The following is a 20,236-nucleotide window of genomic DNA, read 5'->3' on the forward strand; positions in this document are numbered from 1 at the left end:
TGTTTATTACCCCCTCGCCCCGCGGCGGCCGGCCCCCGCCCCCCCCCCCGGGCGGGCCCCGCGCCCGGGGGGCGGGCCCCCCCCCCCCCCGCCGGCGTGTGGGGCGCGGGGCCCGGGGGCGGGGCCCCCGGGTGCCGGCCCGGAGGGTTACAGGGCCACGCCCAGCAGGGCGTCGACGGTACGGGAGACCAGGCCCGGGGCGGACTCGTCGTCGCCGCCTCCGGCCAGCTGGAGCTCCACCCAGCGGTCCACGGCGGCCAGCGCCGCCGGGGCGTCCAGGTCGGCGGAGAGGGCCGCGCGGACCTCGTCCACCAGGGCGTCCGCGGGAAGCCCGTCCGGCCGGGACACGGCCGCGCGCCAGCGCTCCAGGCGGGCCACCGCCTCGGCGAGCACCGCGTCCGTCCACTCCCAGTCGGCCCGGTAGTGGTGCGACAGGAGGGCGAGGCGGATCGCCGCCGGGTCGACGCCGGCCCGCCGAAGGGCGGAGACGAAGACCAGGTTGCCCCGGGACTTCGACATCTTCTCGCCGTGCAGGGCCACCATGCCGGCGTGGACGTACGCCTTGGCCATCGGGAACTCGCCCGTCAGCACCTGCGCATGCGAGGCGCCCATCTCGTGGTGCGGGAACACCAGGTCGGAGCCGCCGCCCTGGATGTCGAAGCCCATGCCCAGGTGGTCCAGGGCGATGGCGACGCACTCGATGTGCCAGCCCGGACGGCCGCGGCCCAGCGAACCGCCGTCCCAGCTGGGCTCGCCGGGACGGGCGGCCATCCACAGCATCGGGTCGAGCGGGTTCTTCTTCCCCGGCCGCTCCGGGTCGCCGCCGCGTTCGGCGGACAGCAGCCGCATCGCCTCGGCGTCGAGGTGCGAGACCCCGCCGAAGTGGGGATCGGACTCGACGGAGAAGTAGACGTCGCCGTCCAGGTCGTACGCGGCGCCCGCGTCGCGCAGCCGCTCGACCAGCGGCACGATGCCGGGTATGGCCTCGACGGCTCCGATGTAGTGCTGCGGCGGCAGCATCCGCAGGGCGGTCATGTCCTCGCGGAAGAGCGCGGTCTCGCGCTCGGCCAGCTCGGTCCAGTCGTGCCCGTCGCGCTGGGCCCGCTCCAGGAGCGGGTCGTCCACGTCCGTGACGTTCTGGACGTAGTGAACCTGCCTCTTGGTGTCGAGCCACACGCGCTGCACGAGGTCGAACGCGTTGTAGGTCGCCGCGTGACCGATGTGGGTCGCGTCGTACGGCGTGATGCCGCAGACGTAGATTCGGGCGACGGGACCGGGGGCGAGGGTGATCGTCCCCTGGGTCGCGGTGTCGTGGATCTGGAGGTCGCGGCCCTTGCCGGGCAGGGCGGGGACCTCAGAAGCGGGCCAGGCATGCATGGCATGAGCGTAACCGGACGGATGTTCCGGAAACGAACCGGACCAGCACTGTTGTCTTGATCGACTCCCTTGCGGTCTGGCCGATTCTATGCGTATCGATGCTGGCCGGATCAGACCGGTGGCCACGGGATCGCCGGCCACTGCCCCGTCGGTTTCGGGTGGGTGCCGGTGCGCAGCAGCTGCTCCACCCGGTCCCGTACGGCGGCCACCTCGGCCGCCGTGACGAGCTCCGCCAGCCGGGTGGCGAGCGGCGCCCCGTCGGCCAGTTGCGCGCCGAGTGAACCGAGGACCTCGCGGGCCTCGTCCGTGAGCGGCTCGCCCGCCCACCCCCACAGGAGGGTGCGCAGCTTGTCCTCGGTGTGGAAGGTCACGCCGTGGTCGATGCCGTAGAGGCGGCCGTCGGGCGCGGGCAGCAGGTGGCCGCCCTTGCGGTCGCCGTTGTTGATCACGGCGTCGAGGACGGCCATGCGGCGCAGCCGCGGGTCGTCCGCGTGCACGAGCAGGGCGGTGCGGCCCTCGCCCACCTCGGCCAGGGCGACGGGCTTCCAGCCCTCCGCCGCCTCCTCGCCCTCGACCAGCGCGAGGAGCCCGCTGCCCGGGCCGCCGTCCGCGGTCCCCTCACCGCCGTCGCCGTCCTCGCCCGTGTCCGCGTCGGCCGATTCGATCCAGCGCTGGACCATGCCCTCGCCGTACGGTCCGTCGCGCAGGACGGTCTCCGGTACGAGGCCCCATCCGGTGGCCTCGGAGACCAGGTAGGCGGCGACCTCGCGCCGGGCGAGGTTCCCGTCGGGGAAGTCCCACAGCGGCCGCTCGCCCTTGACCGGTTTGTACACGCAGTCGGTGGCGGCGCCCTCGTACGAGACCGTGCACAGCAGGACGGCGTTGGACGCCTCCCGGATGCGCCCGACGACGGTCAGCTCGCCCAGGGCGAGCAGGTCCCGGTGTTCCCCCGTGGTGCTCACGCCTGGCGCCGGTAGCCGTTCTGGCGCGGGCACACGTGCCCCTCCGGGTCCAGCGGCAGGCTGCACAGCGGGCAGGGCGGTCGGCCGGCGTTGACCACGTCCAGGGCCCGCTTGGCGAAGGCCCGGGCCTGGGCGCCGCTGAGGCGGACCCGCAGCATGGGCGGGCCGTTCTCCTCGTCCTGGAGCAGCCGCTCCTCGGCGTCGGCCAGGTCCTCGTCGGAGTCGGCCTCCACCTCCACCAGGGCCTGCGCCTCGACGATCATCCGCTGCTCCTCGCCGTCCCAGGCCAGAGCCATGGTGCCGACGCGGAACTCCTCGTCGACGGGGACGTCCAGGGGCGCGGTGTCGGACGCCTCGGTGGGGGCCACGGCCGGGACCGGGGCATTGCCCCCGGTACGCCGCACGACCTCGTCCAGCAGCTCGTCCATCCGCTCGGCCAGCGCCGCGACCTGGGTCTTCTCCAGGGAGACGCTGGTGACGCGGGGGCCGGAGGAGGCCTGCAGGAAGAACGTACGGCGTCCCGGAAGGCCGACCGTGCCGGCCACGAAGCGGTCCGGGGGGTCGTAGAGGAACACCTGACGGGGCACGTCCAGTCTCCAAGTCTCGGCGGCGGGGGCAGTCCTGCGCCCCAGTGTGGGCCCGACCACCCTACTGCGCCGTTCGATCACACGGCGCCCGCGCCGCCCCCCACGACGGCGTCGTCCCCGTCCGCGGTGCGCCGGTCCGCCGCCCCGGGCTCTTCGGCCGCCTCGGAGGCCGGGCGCGGCACGAGTGCGCCGAGGTCTCCGGTGTCCCCGAGCCGGAAGACGTACGGCCGGACCGGGGTGTACCGGATCGCGGTGACCGAGCAGGGGTCGACGTGGATGCGCTGGAAGAGGTCCAGGTGCATGCCCAGGGCGTCGGCCACGAGGGACTTGATGATGTCGCCGTGCGAGCACATGAGGAAGACGGCGTCGCTCCCGTGCTCCTCCTCGATCCGCGCGTTCCACTCCCGTACGGCGTCCACCGCGCGGGCCTGCATGGCGCGCATGGACTCCCCGCCGGGGAAGGAGACGGCCGAGGGGTGCTGCTGGACGATCTTCATCAGCGGTTCGTCGGACAGTTCGGAGAGCTTGCGGCCGGACCAGTCGCCGTAGTGGCACTCGCCGATCCGCTCGTCGGTGTGCGGCTCCAGCCCGGGCCGGGCGGCCAGCAGCGGGGCGAGGGTCTCCCGGCAGCGTTGCAGCGGGCTCGTGACGACGGCGGCGAGCGGCACCCCCTCCAGCCGCCCGGGCAGCGCGGCGGCCTGCTCGGCGCCGCGCTCGTCGAGGGCCACTCCCGGGGTCCATCCGGCGAGCAGTCCAGCGGTGTTGGCGGTGGACCGCCCGTGTCGTACGAGGATCAGCGTGGCCATGGCGCAAGGGTAAGCGGTGCCGTCGGCGTGCGGGCCGGCCCCCGGCAGGGAACAATGCCCGGGTGATTGTGGACTGCGCGATGTACCGGAACGGCCGTCGGTCCGAGGCTCCCGGAGACTTCTCCGACGCCCTCGGCGAGGCGCGGGCGACCGGCGGCTCCTTCCTCTGGGTCGGGATGCACGAGCCGTCGGAGAAGGAGTTCGACCACGTCCGCAGGGAGTTCGGGCTGCACCCGCTCGCGGTGGAGGACGCGCTGACCGCGCACCAGCGGCCGAAGCTGGAGGTGTACGACGACTCGCTGTTCGTGGTCCTCAAGCCGGTGCAGTACGACGATGCCACCGACACGGTCACCGCGGGCGAGCTGATGGTGTTCATCGGCGACTGCTTCGTCGTCACGGTCCGGCACGGCGAGGGCGCCCCGCTGGCCGCCGTGCGGCACCGGCTGGAGCTGGAGCCGCAGGTCCTGCGGCACGGCCCGACGGCGGTGCTGTACGCGGTCTCCGACGCCGTGGTGGACCACTACATCGAGGTGGCCGCCGAGCTCCAGGCGGACCTGGAGGAGCTGGAGGCGGAGGTGTTCGCCCCGAACGCCTCGGACACCAAGAACACCGCCGCCCGCATCTACGGGTTCAAGCGGCAGGTGCTGGAGTTCCGCCGGGCGACGAGCCCGCTGCTCCAGCCGATGGACCGGCTCGCCTTCGGGGGCGTGCCGTTCGTCCACGAGCACGCGCAGCCGTTCTTCCGGGACGTGGCGGACCACCTGACCAAGGCGAACGAGTACATCGAGGGCCTGGACCGGCTGCTGTCGGACGCGCTCGCCGCGCACCTGGCACAGATGGGCGTCCGGCAGAACGACGACATGCGCAAGATCTCGGCCTGGGCGGCGATGGCGGCGGTGCCGACGATGGTGGCGGGGATCTACGGGATGAACTTCGACCACATGCCGGAGCTGAGGCACACCTGGGGCTATCCCGCGGTGCTCGTGCTGATGGCGGGCCTGTGCCTGGGCCTGCACCGGACGTTCAAGCGCCGGGGCTGGCTGTAGCCGGCCCCTCCGCTCCCGCCGCGGCACGGGCGCGGCGGGAGCGGAGTACGCGGGTTGCAGGGGTTGCGGGGCGTGGGGAGTGGGGGGTGCCGGGCGCCGCTACGCGAACTCGGGTGCCGAGGTCGGGGCGCCGCTCAGGGCGTCGCGGCGCTCGGGCATGTGCAGCCGCACCATGCGGTGCCAGCCGCTGAACCGCTCGTACGCGTGCATCCCGCGGATCCCGGCGGCCAGGGCGGCCGCCTTGGGCGCGGACCAGCCCAGCAGGCGTCCCATGTGGTCCATGACGGCGAGGCTCACGTCCCGGTAGACGCCGATCTCGGCGAGCGCGCTCTCGCGGAGCACCCGTTGGATCGTCCGGCCGTGGCCCGCGCGGGCCAGGCGCAGCAGTTCCTCGTGGCAGTAGGCGAGGTGGTTGTCCTCGTCGTTGCTGATCATGCGGATGGCCTTGCCGACCTCGGGGTCGTCGCCGAAGTACCGCACGAGCATGACCATCTGGTCGGCGGCGCGCTGTTCGGTGACGCGGCTGTGCGCGAGGTAGACGAGGATGTCCCCCTCGGTCAGCGGCTCGTCGCGGCGCAGCTTGTCGTGGGCCAGGCCGATGCCGCGCCGCTCCAGCAGCATCGTGTAGTCGGTCTCGGGCGGGACGGGGACCGGCGGCAGTCCGCGCTTGCGGAGCAGGGCGTTGAAGATCCGCCCGTGCTTGTCCTCGTCGGCGCCGTGCCGGGTGATCTTGGGCGCGAGGTCGCGCATGCCGTCGGGCACCAGGGCGGCGATGCGGGCGTTCTCCCAGCCGCCCTGGGACTCCCCGCTGGCGGCGATGGAGCAGAACAGCTGGAAGGCGTCGTCGTGGTCGACGATCTCCTGGAACAGGCTGCGGGCAGAGAGCATGCACCGAGTCAAACGCCGCTGCCCCGAGCGGGCAACCGAGGGGTCGCACGACTCGTCCGAATGAACGAACCGGGACGCCGGACCCCGATGCGTAACCCCGCGGGCCCCCGGCGCGTTGTTGGCGGTGTCGGCCGTGGCGGGGAAGACCCCCCGAGCCCCCACCACGGCCGCAGACCTCTCCCCCGGACCCCGCCCCCGCGTACGCGGGGGCGGCTCGCCGGGGACTACGCCAGTCCGGCGAGTTCCATGGCCTCGGTGCCGGCGCGCAGGGCGGCCAGCCGCTCCTCGCGGGTGAAGCCGGCCGGTGCGAGCGTGAGCGTGGTGACCCCGGCCTCCGCGTAGGCCCGCATCCCGTCCGCGATCCGCTCCACCGGACCGAGCAGGGCGGTCGAGTCGATCAGCGAGTGCGGGACGGCCGCGGCCGCGCCCGCCTTGTCGCCGGCCAGGTACTTGTCCTGGATCTCCGCGGCTTCCTTCTCGTAGCCCATGCGCTGGGCCAGCTGGTTGTAGAAGTTCTGCTTCCGGCTGCCCATGCCGCCGACGTACAGCGCGGTGTACGGGCGGAACACGTCGGCGAGGGCGTGCACGTCGTCGCCGAGGGCCAGCGGCACGGTGGGGCACACGTCGAAGCCGTCCATGGTGAGCCCGGCCTTCTCGCGGCCCGCCCGGATGTGGGTGAGCGCGGTGGACTCCAGGTGCTCGGCGGCCGGGAAGATCAGCAGCGCGCCGTCGGCGATCTCGCCGGTCTGCTCCAGGTTCTTCGGCCCGATGGCGGCGATGTAGAGCGGGATGTGCTCGCGCTCGGGGTGCACGGTCAGCTTGAGCGGCTTGCCCGGGCCTCCGGGCAGCGGCAGGGTCCAGTGCTCACCCTCGTAGGAGAGGCGCTCGCGGGTCATCGCCTTGCGGACGATCTCCACGTACTCCCGGGTCCGGGCGAGGGGCTTGTCGAACTTGACGCCGTACCACCCCTCGGAGACCTGCGGCCCGGACACGCCGAGGCCGAGGCGGAAGCGGCCGCCGGTGAGGGAGTCGAGGGTGGCGGCCGTCATGGCCGTCATCGCGGGCTGGCGGGCCGGGATCTGGAGGATCGCCGAGCCGACGTCGATGCGCTCGGTCTGGGCGGCGACCCAGGCGAGCACGGTCGGGGCGTCGGAGCCGTAGGCCTCCGCGGCCCAGCAGACGTCGTAGCCGAGCCGGTCGGCCTCCTGGGCGACGGCGAGGTTGTCGGCGTCCATGCCCGCACCCCAGTAGCCGAGATTGATGCCGAGCCGCATGTCGTCCCCTTACGCAGTACCGGTGTACCCATGAGTAACGTGGGTCTGCGGGGACTGTAGCGCGCCCGGCTCCGCCGCGGCAGTGCCCCAGTAGTCTCAGCGCTCATGGAGCAGAGGCATCTCGGCCGCACCGGACTGCGCGTCTCCCGGATCGGCCTCGGCACCCTGACCTGGGGCCGCGACACCGGCGGGGAAGCCGCCGCCGAGCAGGTGAAGACCTTCTGGGACGCGGGCGGCACCCTCGTCGACACCGCCGACGTGTACGGGGACGGGGAGGCGGAGCACCTCCTCGGGCAGGTCGTCGGGGGCCTCGTCCCCCGCCGGGACCTGGTGATCGCCACGAAGGCCGGCGGCGTGCCGCATCCGGACCGGCGGTTCGACGGCTCGCGCGGGCACCTGCTGGCCGCCCTCGACGCCTCCCTGGACCGGCTCGGCACCGACTACGTGGACCTCTGGCAGATCCACGCCTTCGACCCGGCGACCCCGCTGGAGGAGACCCTGCAAGCCCTGGACCTGGCCGTGAGCAGCGGCCGTGCCCGGTACGCGGGCGTGGCGGGATTCTGCGGCTGGCAGCTCGCGAAGGCGGCGACCTGGCAGCTCGCCGCCCCGGGCACCCGGACCCGGCTCGCCTCGGCCCAGATGGAGTATTCCCTGCTCCAGCGCGGCGTGGAGCGGGAGGTGCTGCCGGCCGCGCTCGACCTGGGCATCGGGCTGCTGCCCTCCTCCCCGCTGGGGCGCGGCGTCCTGACGGGCAAGTACCGCGGCGGCACCCCGGCGGACTCCCGGGGCGCGTCGGAGGCCCTGGCCGCGCTGGTGGAGCCGTACCTGGACGATGCGGCGGGCCGGATCGTGGACGCGGTGGTCACCGCCGCCCAGGGGCTCGGGGTGACACCGCTGCAGGTCGCGCTGGCATGGCTCCGGGACCGGCCCGGGGTGGTCGCGCCGATCGTCGGCGCGCGGACTTCGGAGCAGCTCGCGGCGGCGATGTCGGTGGAGGCCCTTAGTCTTCCGGAGGAGATCTGCCGGGCGCTGGACGACGTGTCGGCGCCCGTGCACCGCTATCCCGACCAGGACTGGAGCACGCTGTGAGCACGGACCCCGCCACGGAAACCCCCGAGGAGCCCGCCGACGGCGCCGTCGGCCCGGAGGGTCCCACGGCATCCGAGCCCGCCCCGCCGCACCCCGAGGAGGCGGCCGCGGAGGCGCAGGACGGCCTGGAACCGGCGGCCGCGGAGGGCGACGTCCCGGGTGCTGAGGACGCCGACGGTGCCGAGGGTGCCGACGCCGACGGTGCCGCTTCGGACGGTGCCGACGCCGACGGTCCGTCCCCGGCGGAACCCGCGGCGGACGCCCCGGCAGTTGCTCCCGGGCTGAGCGAGGCGCAGGCCGAGCTGGCCGCGCAGAAGGTCGAGCGGGAGCGCATCGCCCGGCGCAAGGCCGAACGGGAAGCGCCGGTCGAGGCCGGGGCGAAGCTCAGCGGCCGGGCCGCCGACCTGCTGGCGGCCGTACGGGCCGTGGAGAGCGGGGCCGAGGCGCCCGCCGTGTACTTCGACGAGGGCCCCGCCGCGCCGCGGAAGGCCGCTCCCGCTCCCCCGGCGCCGCGCACGCCCGCGGCCGCCCCCGCTCCGGCGCCGCAAGCCTCCGCCGGGGTCGTGGACGCCGTACGGGCGGTCCTGACCCGCGGCGGCGCCCCGGAGGACCTCGCGGCTCCGGTCGCCGCGGCCCTGGGCGACGGCGCGGCGCAGGAGCTGGCCGAGGACCCCTGGCGGCTCCTGTCCGTCCCCGCGGTGCGCCCGAGCCAGGCGGACGGCTTCGCCCGGGCCCTGCTGGGCCCCGGAGCCGGTCCCGGGGACGAGCGCCGCACCGCGGCGCTGCTGGGCTGGCTGCTGGTGCAGGCGGGCCTCAAGGGGCACACCGCGCTGGAGGCCCCGGTTCTGGAGAAGGCCCTGGCCCAGTACGGCGTACCGGAGCCCGACGGGGCCCTCGCCGAGGCGGTCGCCGACGGCTCGGTGCTGGTGTTCCACGAGCCGCTGGGCCCGCCGCCGGCGGAGGAGGACGCGGAGCAGCCGGTCCGCGTCCTCGTGGGCCTGGAGGGGGCCGCGATGGCCGAGGAGAGCCTGGCCGACGGCCTGGCCCGCATCGCGAGCGCCTTCGACGGCCCGGCGGACTGGGAGGGCGCCGCCACCGGACCGGGCGCCGAGCTGATCCGCGCGGTCGCGGCCAACGGCGTGGTCGCCCACACCGGCGGCTGGGCGGCCCGCGCCGAACCGCTCGCGCTGCTGGCGGCCGCCCGGGAGCTCGGGCTGCGCGCCTGCCTGGCCGCGCACGCCCCCGGCGGCCCGGACTCCGTCACCGCGGCGGGCCTGCTGGCCGGCACGGAGGGGCCCGGGAGGGACGCCGACGGGCGGTTCGCGCTGGACCTGCTGGTGGTGCTGGACGCGCCGCAGCTGGACGTCGAGACGGCGGCCGCGCTCGTGGAGTCCGTCCCGGACGGGGCACGGCTGGTGCTGTCCGGCGACACCGGGGTCCTCGGGTCCGCCGGGGCCGGCCGGGTCTTCGCCGACGTACTGGCGGCCCGTACCTGCCCCGTGCTGGTCTCCCGCACCCCCGACCCGGGCCCGGTCGGCGAGCTGGTCTCGGGGATCGGGATCGGGGAGCTCTACCAGGTCGAAGCCCCCGGCAAGGAAGTCGTCATCGTCCCGGTGCGGGACGCCGGCGAGGCCGTGCACCGCACGGTGCAGCTGGTGGCCGAGTCGGTGCCGCGGGCGTTCGGCATTCCGGCGGACGGTGTCCAGGTGATCACCCCGGGCCACGGCGGTGCGGCGGGGACCCGGGCTCTGAACGCGGCGCTGAAGGAACGGCTGAACCCCGGTCCCGGCCGCTTCGGCGGCTTCGACCCCGGCGACCGCGTCGTCCACGTGCCCTCGCCCGGGCGGGCCCTGCCGGCCCGGGTGGTGTCGGCCGACGCGGAGGGGCTGCACCTGGACCGCGCGGGCGCGCGGGTGGTCGTACCGAAGGAGCTGGTGGAGGGGCAGGTACGGCACGGCTGGGCGGTGACGGCGCACCAGGCGGTCGGGACGCGCTGGCCGGCGGCGGTCGTCGTCCTGCCCGGCGACGCGGCGGAGTCCCTGTCGCGGGACTGGGTGTACACGGCGTTCGGATGCGCGGAGCGGCACCTGTCGGTGGTCCACGGCGTCGACCAAGCGCTGCCGCGGGCGGTGGCGGAGGTCCTGCCGAAGCCGCGTACGACCCGGCTGACGGGCCTGCTGACCGCGCTGGCGGTGTCGGCGCGGGAGCAGCCGCGGTAGCGGTAGCCGGGCGGCGGCAGGCACGCCGTGGCCCACGCCCAGCGGGGCGCGGGCCACGGCGGCCGGGTCAGGCCGGGGTCAGCCCCGGATGGGCCGCTTCGTCCTCGCGGTCGTCCTCGGGCCCGTCCTCGTCGTCGAACTCGTCGGTCTCCTCGTCGAACACGGAACTGACGTCGAACCGGTGCAGGACGTCTTCCGGACCGGTGTGCTCGAAGGGCGAGTTCAGCCACTCACCCGGTTCGGCCACCTCCTCGGAGGCCGCGATCCACAGGGTGGAATCGCCCTCCTCCAGGCCGAACTCCTTGTAGCGGGAGGCGATCTCGTCGGGCTCGTACTCCCCGAAGAGCACGCCCAGCGCGCCCGCGGTACCGCCGTCGTCCACGAGCTCGGCGTCGCGGTCGTGCGCCGCGACACGCTCGGCCTGGGCGATCAGCCGAAGCGGTTCGACCACGGCGTAGTCCCGGCGGATGAGCACGCTGAAGGCGACGGGGTCGGCGGGGCCGGCGTACGGGACGCCGTCCTCGGGCGCGGGAATCTCGAAGGGGGTGACCTCGTCGTAGCGGTCGTAGAGGAGTTCGTCGTACTCCTCGGAGGCGGCGGCGAGTTCATTGAAGGCGGCGTAGACATCCGGGTCCTCGTCCCCGGTCCTGCGCTCGACCGCGGCGAGGTGACGGTCGAGTGCGGCCTTGACCGCCTCGGCGGCGGCGCGTACCTCGGCAACAGTGGGCAGAGCGGCATCAGACATGGAGTAGACGCTATCCGTAGCAGGGCTCTGCCCGCACAATAGATGCGATGCCGGAATACGAATTCGTCGACGTGTACGTACCCCGCGGCGTCCCTCGTAAGGAGGCGACCCGCCTGTTGACCGATCATGCCGAGTACGGGAACTGGGAACTCGACCGCCTGACCCTGCACCGGGACGGCAGCCGCCGCGTGCGGCTGCGCCGCCGGATCATCCGCCAGGTCCGCGCGACCTGGTGACGCCGGTGACGCGGGCCCCGGGGGTGGGGTCCGCGTCACCGGCGGCTTTCACGCCGCGTTGCGGGAGCGCCGGTAGAGCACGGAGCCGGCCAGCAGCAGACCGCCCGCGAGCGGGAGGCCGGCGGTGAGGGCGCTGCCCGCGCCGGTCGCGGCGAGCCCGGGTGCCCCACCGGTGCCGGTGCCCGTACCCGTGCTCGTCCCCGGACCGGGGTGCGTGACGGGGGTGACCGTTCCCGGGCCGGGGTTGCCGGGAGTACCGGTGCCGGGGCTGCCGGGCGTACCCGGGGTGCTGGTGCCGGGGTTGCCCGGGGTGCCGGGCGTACCCGGGGTGCCGGGGTTGCCCGGGGTGCCGGGCGTACCCGGGGTGCCGGGCGTACCCGGGGTGCCGGGCGTACCCGGGGTGCCAGGCGTACCCGGGGTGCCAGGGTTACCGGGCGTGCCCGGAGTGCCCGGGTTTCCAGGAGTGCCAGGCGTACCGGGAGTCCCGGGGTTGCCCGGCGTACCGGGAGTGCCCGGCGTACCCGGGTGGTCGTCGCAGGGCTCGTCGTCCCCGCCGCCCGGGTGACCGGGGTGGCCGGGGTGACCCGGGTGTCCCGGGTGGTCCGGGCGGCTCGGCTTGCCCGAGTGGTGGGCGCAGTGGTTGCCGAAGGCCGGATTGAGGCCCCCCACCACCGTCACCGTGTTGCCGCAGGCGTTCACCGGAGCGTCCACGGGCGCCTGCAGCTGGTTCCCGGACAGCAGTCCCGGCGAGTTCGCCGCCTTCCCCGAGGCCCCGGCGTCCGCGTGCGCGTAGCCCCCGCCCAGGGCGAGGACACCCCCCGCGGCCGCCATGGTGATCAGAGTCTTCCTGGTGACCTGTGCCGGTCGTCGCATCTGTACTCGTCCCCTGGTGTGTACGTGTTCGGGCGTGGTTCCGGCGGCCCGGCCGTACAGGTTCCCCCGCCGCCCCGCCGAAGACCGTAGAACCGGGCCGGAAAGCCCGGCGGCCCCGGAACGCTGGAATGCGTTCCGGGGCCCGGTGGTTCAGACGCGTCAGGCGTTGACGCAGGTGTTGCCGAAGGCCGGGTTCAGCAGGCCGATCACGGAGATCGTGTTGCCGCAGACGTTCACGGGAACGTGAACCGGAACCTGGACGACGTTGCCGGACAGGACACCGGGGGACCCGATGGCCGCACCCTGGGCACCCGCGTCGGCGACGGCCAGACCCGCACCCGCGAGAACGAGGCCACCAGTGGCAGCCGCAGCGGCTACAACCTTCTTGATCATTGTTCCTCCTAGTAGGCAATGCGGTCCCAGCCGCGGACCGCACCACCTGTAACGAGGAGGGATCACCAGGGCTACGAGCGTATGAGCGCATTCACTCTTCTCAGTGGAATGCGCACACCTCTGCGAATCTCAGGCGTTGTCGATGAAGCGGTCGAGCACCCGGACACCGAACTTCAGCCCGTCGACCGGCACGCGTTCGTCCACGCCGTGGAACATCCCGGCGAAGTCCAGCTCCGGCGGGAGCTGCAGTGGCGCGAAGCCGAAGCAGCGGATGCCGAGGTCGTCGAAGGACTTCGCGTCCGTACCGCCCGACAGCATGTACGGGACCGCCCGCGCGATGGGGTCCTCTGCCCGCAGCGCGCCCTGCATGGCGTCGACGAGCCGGCCGTCGAAGTCCGTCTCCAGCGCCTTGTCCCCGTGCACGTCCTCCCGCTTGACCCGCGGCCCGAGGATGCGGTCGAGGTCGGCGAAGAACTCGTCCTCGTAGCCGGGCAGGAAGCGGCCGTCCACGTGGGCCGTGGCCTGGCCGGGGATCACGTTGACCTTGTAACCGGCGCCGAGCATCGTCGGAGCGGCCGAGTTGCGCAGGGTGGCGCCGACCATCTTGGCGATGCCGCCCAGCTTGGCGAGCGTGGCGTCCATGTTGTCGGGGTCCAGCGGGGTGCCGAGCGCGTCGGAGAGCTCGTCGAGGAACGACCGTACGGTCTTGGTCACCCGCACCGGCCACTGGTGGCGGCCGAGCCGGCCCACGGCCTCGCACAGCTCCGTGATGGCGTTGTCGTTGTTGGTCATGGATCCGTGGCCCGCGGTGCCCTCCACCGTCAGGCGCATCCAGTGCATGCCCTTCTGGGCGGTCTCCACCAGATAGAGGCGCAGGTTCTCGTTGACCGTGAAGGAGAAGCCGCCGACCTCGCCGATCGCCTCGGTGACTCCCTCGAACAGCCCCGGGTGCTTGTCGACGAGGTGGCGGGCCCCGTAGATCCCGCCGGCCTCCTCGTCGGCGAGGAAGGCGAGGACGATGTCGCGCGGGGGCTTGCGCCCGCTGCGCATCCGGTCGCGCACGACGGCCAGCGTCATCGCGTCCATGTCCTTCATGTCGACGGCGCCGCGGCCCCACAGGCAGCCGTCGGCGATCTCGCCCGCGAAGGGGTCGTAGGTCCAGTCGGCGGCGTTGGCCGGGACCACGTCGGTGTGCCCGTGGATCAGCAGCGCCGGCCGCGACGGGTCCTCGCCCTCGATCCGTGCCACCGTCGAGGCGCGCCCCTTGTGCGACTCGAAGATCTGCGGCTCCAGCCCGACCTCCGCGAGCTGCTCGGCGACCCACTCGGCCGCCTTGCGCTCGCCCGGGCCCGAGTGGTCTCCGTAGTTGCTGGTGTCGATCCGGATGAGGTCCCGGCAGAGGTCCACCACCTCGTCCTCGCCGGAGACGGTCCTGCCCGCGCTCGACTCGCTCACGCTGTTCCTCCCACTGATCGGTACCGGACTGCCTCCCATCCTCGCCCCCCGGACCGTTCTCCCCAAGGGCGATCCCCGGCCGCCGGGGGGTGTGATCGAGGACCCCGGATTGTTTGGTAATGTTTTCCACGTCGGAACGGCCCGCGAGGGACGCGAGACAGACACCTTGTCCGGGTGGCGGAATGGCAGACGCGCTAGCTTGAGGTGCTAGTGCCCTTTATCGGGCGTGGGGGTTCAAGTCCCCCCTCGGACACCAGCAGGAACCCCAGTTGATCTGGGGTTTTTCTGTTTTTCCGGGGAGAGCGGGTGTCCGGGGGCGCCGCGGACGCGTTGGGCGTAGCAGGGGCCCGTGCCCGGCCCCCGGCCGGACCTTCCAAAGCGCCCTGGCGGAACGGTGGAACCGATGCACAGCGCTGCGCTTCCTGCCCGTGGCCGCTCCCCGGCGGTTGCCTTCCCCCTGCCGGCGGGCTGCCGAGCGGTGGTCACCGGTGCATGCGGGTGCCCTTGAGGACCTTGTCCACGGCGTTGCGCGGCCCGTGGACGGAGATGCCGACCAGGTCGAGCCCGTCCTTGCCCACCGCCGCCACCGCGGCCCGGTTCGCCCGGTCGTGGCCCGTGCCGAACAGGTCGGCGGTGAACACCCCGGTCGGCAGCCCTCGCCGCACCGCCCGGTCGTGCGCGGCCCTCACCGTGTCCCTCCCGCCCTCGAAGACCAGGACGGGCTGCCGGAACATCGGCAGGTAGGACGTTCCGTCGGCGTCCCGGTACGGCTCGCCGACCACCTCGGGGAGGACCGTTCCCAGTCCGCTGACGAGGAACGCGGTGACGTTCAGCCGCTGCCACGGCTCCAGGTCGTCGCGCAGCAGCACCGCGATCTTGGTGTCGAACCGCACGGGCCCGTCCGCGGCTCCCTGCACGTCCCGTTCCCCCGGTCCGACCCGTTCGCCCTGCTCGTCGTTCTCGTTCGTCGTCTCGATGCTCATGGCCCGAGACTGCCGGGTGCGCGCTCGCCACGTCTTGTACGTTCTTTGCGTGCAGCTCCAGCAGGAGGTCTCGGCCTGGCGCCCGCGGGTCGCGGGTGTCGTCGAGGTCTTCCACGCCAGCTTCACCGCACACGCGTACCCCATGCACGTCCACGACGAGTGGACGCTGCTGATCGTCGATGACGGCGCCGTGCGCTACGACCTGGACCGCCACCGGCGCGGCACCCCGGGCGGCACCGTGAGCCTGCTTCCGCCCCGGGTTCCGCACAACGGCTCGGCCGCCTCCCCCGCCGGGTTCCGCAAGCGGGTCGTCTACCTCGACACGACCGTGCTGGACGAGCACTTCACCGGCGCCGCCGTGGACGGTCCGGACCTCGCCGACCCGGTCCTGCGGCGACGCGTCGGGCAGCTCCACCGGGCCCTGACCTGCCCCGGTGACGAGTTCGAGGCCGAGAGCCGGCTGGCCCTGATCGGCGAACGGCTGCGCGTGCTGCTCCGGCCGCGCCTCGAACTCCCCGGCGGGCGCGCCGCGCCGCTCGGCGGCGGCAGCACCCGCCACGGCATCGCGCACAGCCTGCGCGAGCTCCTCGACGAGCGGGCGGTCGCGGGCATCTCCCTGCCGGAAGCGGCCGGTGTGGTTCAAGCCCATCCGGCCCATCTCGTGCGCTCGTTCAGCGCCGCGTTCGGCATCGCCCCGCACCAGTACCTCGTCTCGCGCCGGGTCGCCCTGGCCCGCCGGCTGCTGCTCGACGGCCGCCCGGCGGCCGAGGTGGCAACCGAGGCGGGATTCCACGACCAGTCCCACCTCACCCGGCACTTCAAGCGCGTCGTGGGCACCACCCCCGGGCGCTACGCCCGCTCCGCGGTGTCCCGGGGCTGACGGCGCGGAGCCGCGTTCGCCGCCGCTGCCGTTCGGGGGGGGGACCGGGCCGAACCGGGGCGCCGGTCAGGAGCGGGTCGCGGCGATCTCCGCCGCGCGGCGGCGGACCAGGAACCAGCCGCCCACCAGGGCCGCGCCGATGAGCGGGACGAACAGGACCGTGGTGCGGCCCACACCGCCGTCCGACCACATCAGGACCAGGACCGTGACGAGGAAGAGCAGGGTCACGAGCTGGGTGTACGGGGCCCAGGGCAGGCGGTAGGAGGGGCGCTCCAGGAGGCCCTGGCGGGCGCGGCGCCAGAAGTGGAGCGAGCAGAGCATGACCATGGCCCAGGTGCCCAGGATGCCGAGCGAGGCGAAGTTCAGGACGATCTCGAAGGCGTCGGACGGCATGAAGTAGTTGAGGCCGACGCCCCCGACGCCGAAGGCGGCGGTGAACAGGACGCCGCCGTAGGGGACCTTGCCCTTGTTCATGACACCGGTGAACTTGGGGGCGGAGCCGGACATGGCCATCGAGCGCAGGATGCGGCCCGTGGAGTAGAGCCCGGAGTTCAGGCTGGAGAGGGCGGCGGTCAGGACGACCAGGTTCATGATGCCCGCGGCGCCGGGGACGCCCAGCTTGTCGAAGACGGTGACGAAGGGACTCTGGTCGGAGGAGTACGCGGTGTACGGCAGCAGCAGCGCGAGGAGGACGACCGAGCCGACGTAGAAGATGCCGACGCGCCACATGATCGAGTTGATCGCCTTCGGCATGATCTTCTCGGGGTTCTCGGTCTCGCCGGCGGCGACGCCGCAGAGCTCCACGGAGGCGTACGCGAAGACCACGCCCTGGATCACCAGGAGCATCGGGAGCATGCCGACGGGGAAGAGGCCGCCGCTGTCGGTGACGGTGGACAGGCCCGGCGTGTGGCCGTCGATGGGGTGGCCGGTGGCGACGAGGTAGATGCCGACGAGCAGGAAGACCGTCAGGGCGGCGACCTTGACCAGGGAGAACCAGAACTCCATCTCGCCGAAGTACTTCACCGAGATCAGGTTCGCGGTGAGGACGATGGCGAGGGCGACGAAGGCGAGGACCCACTGTGGGACGTCGGTGAACAGCGACCAGAAGTGGGCGTAGGTCGCGGCGGCCGTGATGTCGGCGACGGTGGTCGTGGACCAGTTGAGGAAGTACAGCCAGCCGGCCGTGTAGGCGCCCTTCTCCCCCATGAACTCGCGGGCGTAGGAGACGAAGGCTCCGGAGGAGGGGCGGTAGAGCACGAGCTCGCCGAGGGCGCGGACGACGAAGAAGGCGAAGACGCCGCAGACCGCGTAGGCGATCGCGAGGGACGGGCCGGCTCCGGCGAGGCGGCCGCCGGCTCCGAGGAACAGGCCGGTGCCGATGGCTCCGCCGATCGCGATCATGTTGATGTGGCGGGACTTGAGGTCCTTGCTGTAGCCCTCGTCGCCGGCATCGACGTGGCGGGCGGGCACCGCCGGGGCCGCCTGCGGGGCGGGCGCCTCGGCCAGGGTGCGGTCACTCAGGTCACTCATGTACGACTTCGCCTTCGTGGGTGGGACAGGCAGAGCCCGGGCCTGCCGCGCGGGGGGCTGCGTGATGTCCCCCGTGCGGTGGTCCGGCCGTTTTGATCGCCCCAGGAGACCATGGGCCTCCGCTACCCGCCAAAAACGCCCCGTGCGCACCGAAGCCCCTGACGACCTTGGAATGGGGTGTCGGAGGCTTCGGTGGAGGCGGAAAGCGAGGCTAGTCGCCGGTGTCGGCCTCTGCCGCCTGGTCGAGGCGGAAGGCTTCGTTGCCCAGGCCGATGCGGGCGTGCACCTCGGGGCGGCGCCGGCGCAGCACCACTCCGTACAGCAGGCCGATCACGACGGCCGCGCCGATGATGCCGGGCAGGGCCCAGCTGAGGGCGGAGCCCTGCTCCGCGCCGACCAGGACGCCGAAGTCCTTGACGGTGTAGACGGCGATGCCGAGGAGCGCGAGGCCGGCGGCGCCGGCCGCGACGAGCCGCCAGACCTGGACGCCGGCGGTGCCGCGGCGGACGAAGAAGGCGATGACGGCGAAGGAGGCGGCGGCCATCAGCAGGGTGATGCCGAGGGCGCCGACGCTGCCCATCCACGTGAAGAGGTGGAGCACGGGGGCGGTCGGGTCGCCGGCGGGCAGGTCGTCGGTGACGGCGAAGGCGATCACGACGACGGTGGCGATGCCGGTCTGGAGCAGGGAGCCGGTGCCGGGGGCACCGGTGCCGGGGTTGGTCCGGCCGAAGGCGGCCGGGAGCAGGCCCTCGCGGCCCATGGCGAAGGCGTAGCGGGCGACCACGTTGTGGAAGCTGAGGACGGCCGCGAACATGCCGGTCACGAAGAGGACGTGCAGGACGTCGGTGAAGGTGCCGCCGAGGCGGTCCTGGGTGAGCTGGAAGAGCAGGCCGGGCCCGGCTTCGGCGGAGGTCCTGACGACCTCGGAGGGGCCGGTGGCGACGGTCAGGGCCCAGGCGCTGAAGGCGAAGAAGAGGGCGACGAAGCCGACGGCGAGGAACATCACCCGGGAGACGACGATGTGCGGCTTGCTGGTCTCCTCGGCGTACACCGGGGACTGCTCGAAGCCGACGAAGGCGGCGATGCAGAAGCACAGGGCGGTGCCGAGGCCGGCGCCGGTGAGGGTCTCGGGGTTGAAGGCGTGGAGCGAGAGGCCTTCGGGGCCGGGCTTGCCGAGGGCCGCGACGTCGAAGATGACGACGAGGGCGCACTCGATGAGGAGCAGGACGCCGAGGACCTTGGCGTTGAGGTCGATCTTCAGCCAGCCGAGGGCGCCGGTGGCGGCGACGGCGAGCAGGGCCGGGATCCACCAGGCCAGTTCGATGTCCAGGTAGGTGGCGAACAGGCCCGAGATCTCGAAGCCGAGGATGCCGAAGACGCCGACCTGCATGGAGCTGTACGCGACGAGGGCGACGAGCGAGGCGCCCGCGCCGGCGGTGGGTCCGAGTCCGCGGGCGATGTACGCGTAGAACGCGCCGGCGTTGTGGACGTGCCGGCTCATCTCGGCGTAGCCGATGCTGAAGAGCGCGAGGACGATGCCGAGGATGACGAAGAGCAGGGGCTGCCCGACGATGCCCATGACGCCGAAGGTCGTGGGCATGACGCCGGCGACGACCATCAGGGGCGCGCTCGCGGCGAGGACGGACAGCAGCAGTCCGGCGGTGCCCAGGCGGTCGGCGCGCAGGGCGCGGTCCTGGCCCTTGTACGTGCGTATCTCGGGCCGGTCTTGGAGCGTGGTGGATCTGCCCGTCGGCATGGCGGCGTCCTTTCGGGAGTACGGGTCGTCCGGAGGGTGTCAGGCGGTGCCGAGCGCGGAACTGCGTGCGGCGAGGAAGGCCTTGTGCGGGTCGAGGTCCGGATAGGACCAGGGGGCGCTGGTGGCGTGGCTGCCGATCCGGTGGAAGAGGGCGGCGGCCTCGGCGGGGCGGCCCTCGCAGAGCTTCGCGTGGGCGAGGAAGTTGAGGTCGACCCGGTTGCGCGGGTGGTCCTCGCGCTCCCACTCCAGCCACCAGTCGAAGGCGGAGCGCAGCACCTGGCGGGCGCGGCGGCCGGACCAGTGGTCGGCGGCGTGCTCGGGACCGTGGCCGTGTGCGGCGGCGAGCACGCGGTAGCGCTCGGCGTGCGCGATGACGGGGAGCACGGCGAGGGGCGAGTCGGCCGGGGACTCCTCGGCGGCCCACGCGGCGAAGTCGTACACCTCGTGGAGCGGGTCCTGACCGGTCGCGCAGACGCGCTCGGCGAGCCGGGCGACCATCAGGTGGTGGGCGTGGTGGTGCTCGCGGTGCCGCGCCCGGACCTGGTCGAAGTGACGGCTGAACTCCTCCTCGGTGCCGAACGCGCGGGAGAGGAGGAGCAGGCCCAGCCAGGGGGTGGGGTCCGCGGGCTGCAGGGTGGCGGCGCGGCGGCAGGCCTCCTCGGCGGCGGCCGGTGCGCCCTTGCCCCGCAGTGCGGCGAAGACGGCGGCGCAGGCCAGGAGGGTGGAGGCGTCGGCGCTGCCGGGTTCGGCGAGCAGCCATTCGCGGGCCCAGGCGCCGGCCGTCGGGGTTTCGGCGAGGACGACGATGCGGTGGCCCCTGCGGTCCCAGTCGTCGCCGGTTCCGGCGAGGAGGGAGCGGACCTTGGCCCAGCGGCCCTGGCTGAACTGTGTCCGGACCTCGACGAGTTCGGTGTCGCACAGGGCGGGGTCGAAGAGCTGGGCGTCGCGCTTGCGGGTACGGCCGAGGGGCGGCGGAGGCGGGGACATCCGCGGTTTTCCCTCCAGGACACGGGCGGACGGGACGAACTCCGGCCGAATCGCGTGCATGCTGCACGTGAGTGGTGAGGCCGGGTAGTCGGGGTTTCGTACCGGTGAGCGAACCGGTGATCACCGACAGCAAAGCGGTACGCACAGCTC

Annotated in this window: 19 protein-coding genes and 1 tRNA gene; 6 read left to right on the forward strand and 14 right to left on the reverse strand. The window is 73.4% G+C overall.

What is annotated here, in order from left to right; genetic code table 11:
* Positions 1-147 precede the first annotated feature (147 nt).
* From mshC to ACFWW8_RS27630, 4 genes are all read right to left on the reverse strand, one after another.
* Positions 148-1,377 carry a cysteine--1-D-myo-inosityl 2-amino-2-deoxy-alpha-D-glucopyranoside ligase gene (mshC, locus tag ACFWW8_RS27615; protein WP_386532411.1) on the reverse strand — a complete coding sequence of 410 codons (1,230 nt, stop codon included), beginning with the start codon at positions 1,375-1,377 and terminating at the stop codon, positions 148-150.
* A gap of 110 nt (positions 1,378-1,487) precedes the next feature.
* Positions 1,488-2,372 (reverse strand): SCO1664 family protein, encoded by an 885-nt coding sequence (locus tag ACFWW8_RS27620; protein ID WP_386532414.1) that lies wholly within the window; start codon positions 2,370-2,372, stop codon positions 1,488-1,490.
* Positions 2,336-2,926 (reverse strand): DUF3090 domain-containing protein, encoded by a 591-nt coding sequence (locus tag ACFWW8_RS27625; RefSeq protein ID WP_386532416.1) that lies wholly within the window; start codon positions 2,924-2,926, stop codon positions 2,336-2,338. The genes ACFWW8_RS27620 and ACFWW8_RS27625 overlap by 37 nt, the downstream gene beginning before the upstream one ends.
* 77 nt (positions 2,927-3,003) lie before the next feature.
* Complete coding sequence (locus ACFWW8_RS27630; RefSeq protein WP_386532419.1) at positions 3,004-3,732, reverse strand: histidine phosphatase family protein; 729 nt, start codon at positions 3,730-3,732, stop codon at positions 3,004-3,006.
* A 62-nt stretch (positions 3,733-3,794) separates the two neighbouring features.
* On the opposite strand from ACFWW8_RS27630, the gene ACFWW8_RS27635 reads away from it, so the two are divergent.
* Positions 3,795-4,778, forward strand: coding sequence for a magnesium and cobalt transport protein CorA (locus ACFWW8_RS27635; protein ID WP_386532421.1), 984 nt, complete (start codon positions 3,795-3,797; stop codon positions 4,776-4,778).
* A 99-nt stretch (positions 4,779-4,877) separates the two neighbouring features.
* Here ACFWW8_RS27635 and ACFWW8_RS27640 read toward each other — a convergent pair whose 3' ends face one another.
* Complete coding sequence (locus ACFWW8_RS27640; RefSeq protein ID WP_386532423.1) at positions 4,878-5,666, reverse strand: ferritin-like domain-containing protein; 789 nt, start codon at positions 5,664-5,666, stop codon at positions 4,878-4,880.
* A gap of 224 nt (positions 5,667-5,890) precedes the next feature.
* The gene (locus ACFWW8_RS27645) at positions 5,891-6,940 is read right to left on the reverse strand and encodes an LLM class F420-dependent oxidoreductase (RefSeq protein WP_386532425.1); all 1,050 of its coding nucleotides are present in this window, start codon (positions 6,938-6,940) and stop codon (positions 5,891-5,893) included.
* A gap of 105 nt (positions 6,941-7,045) precedes the next feature.
* Here ACFWW8_RS27645 and ACFWW8_RS27650 point away from each other — a divergent pair, with 105 nt between their 5' ends.
* Both ACFWW8_RS27650 and ACFWW8_RS27655 read left to right on the forward strand, forming a co-directional pair.
* On the forward strand, positions 7,046-8,029 hold the full coding sequence (locus tag ACFWW8_RS27650) for an aldo/keto reductase (protein ID WP_386532427.1): 984 nt from the start codon (positions 7,046-7,048) through the stop codon (positions 8,027-8,029).
* Positions 8,026-10,248 carry a helix-hairpin-helix domain-containing protein gene (locus tag ACFWW8_RS27655; protein WP_386532430.1) on the forward strand — a complete coding sequence of 741 codons (2,223 nt, stop codon included), beginning with the start codon at positions 8,026-8,028 and terminating at the stop codon, positions 10,246-10,248. The genes ACFWW8_RS27650 and ACFWW8_RS27655 overlap by 4 nt, the downstream gene beginning before the upstream one ends.
* Before the next feature lie 67 nt (positions 10,249-10,315).
* On the opposite strand, the gene ACFWW8_RS27660 is transcribed toward ACFWW8_RS27655, so the two are convergent.
* Positions 10,316-10,993 carry a hypothetical protein gene (locus ACFWW8_RS27660; RefSeq protein WP_386532433.1) on the reverse strand — a complete coding sequence of 226 codons (678 nt, stop codon included), beginning with the start codon at positions 10,991-10,993 and terminating at the stop codon, positions 10,316-10,318.
* Between the two features lie 47 nt (positions 10,994-11,040).
* Here ACFWW8_RS27660 and ACFWW8_RS27665 point away from each other — a divergent pair, with 47 nt between their 5' ends.
* A complete protein-coding gene (locus ACFWW8_RS27665; protein WP_031146791.1) occupies positions 11,041-11,229 on the forward strand; it encodes a DUF5703 family protein in 189 nt (62 codons plus the stop codon).
* A gap of 48 nt (positions 11,230-11,277) precedes the next feature.
* Here the strand turns inward: ACFWW8_RS27665 and ACFWW8_RS27670 are convergent, their stop codons facing one another.
* From ACFWW8_RS27670 to ACFWW8_RS27680, 3 genes are all read right to left on the reverse strand, one after another.
* Positions 11,278-12,102: a chaplin gene (locus ACFWW8_RS27670; protein ID WP_386532436.1), complete on the reverse strand. Its 825-nt coding sequence runs from the start codon at positions 12,100-12,102 to the stop codon at positions 11,278-11,280.
* Positions 12,103-12,261: 159 nt separating this feature from the next.
* Entirely contained in the window at positions 12,262-12,495 is a 234-nt protein-coding gene (gene chpH / locus ACFWW8_RS27675; RefSeq protein WP_383812603.1) for a chaplin ChpH, read from the reverse strand.
* 129 nt (positions 12,496-12,624) lie between these two features.
* Complete coding sequence (locus ACFWW8_RS27680; protein ID WP_351278811.1) at positions 12,625-13,950, reverse strand: M20/M25/M40 family metallo-hydrolase; 1,326 nt, start codon at positions 13,948-13,950, stop codon at positions 12,625-12,627.
* A gap of 168 nt (positions 13,951-14,118) precedes the next feature.
* Here ACFWW8_RS27680 and ACFWW8_RS27685 point away from each other — a divergent pair.
* Positions 14,119-14,206: transfer RNA gene (locus ACFWW8_RS27685), tRNA-Leu, on the forward strand.
* 226 nt (positions 14,207-14,432) lie between these two features.
* Here ACFWW8_RS27685 and ACFWW8_RS27690 read toward each other — a convergent pair.
* Positions 14,433-14,933 (reverse strand): DUF2000 family protein, encoded by a 501-nt coding sequence (locus ACFWW8_RS27690; RefSeq protein ID WP_386532440.1) that lies wholly within the window; start codon positions 14,931-14,933, stop codon positions 14,433-14,435.
* Here ACFWW8_RS27690 and ACFWW8_RS27695 point away from each other — a divergent pair.
* Positions 14,932-15,813: an AraC family transcriptional regulator gene (locus ACFWW8_RS27695; protein WP_386532605.1), complete on the forward strand. Its 882-nt coding sequence runs from the start codon at positions 14,932-14,934 to the stop codon at positions 15,811-15,813. The genes ACFWW8_RS27690 and ACFWW8_RS27695 overlap by 2 nt on opposite strands.
* Before the next feature lie 66 nt (positions 15,814-15,879).
* On the opposite strand, the gene ACFWW8_RS27700 is transcribed toward ACFWW8_RS27695, so the two are convergent.
* From ACFWW8_RS27700 to ACFWW8_RS27710, 3 genes are all read right to left on the reverse strand, one after another.
* Complete coding sequence (locus ACFWW8_RS27700) at positions 15,880-17,334, reverse strand: amino acid permease (RefSeq protein WP_386532607.1); 1,455 nt, start codon at positions 17,332-17,334, stop codon at positions 15,880-15,882.
* 220 nt (positions 17,335-17,554) lie between these two features.
* Positions 17,555-19,099 carry an APC family permease gene (locus ACFWW8_RS27705; RefSeq protein WP_386532443.1) on the reverse strand — a complete coding sequence of 515 codons (1,545 nt, stop codon included), beginning with the start codon at positions 19,097-19,099 and terminating at the stop codon, positions 17,555-17,557.
* A gap of 39 nt (positions 19,100-19,138) precedes the next feature.
* On the reverse strand, positions 19,139-20,086 hold the full coding sequence (locus ACFWW8_RS27710) for a hypothetical protein (RefSeq protein ID WP_386532445.1): 948 nt from the start codon (positions 20,084-20,086) through the stop codon (positions 19,139-19,141).
* Positions 20,087-20,236: the final 150 nt, after the last annotated feature.

Origin of the sequence: Streptomyces sp. NPDC058701, assembly GCF_042715295.1 — a bacterium.
In the GTDB taxonomy this organism is placed as follows: Bacteria; Actinomycetota; Actinomycetes; order Streptomycetales; family Streptomycetaceae; genus Streptomyces.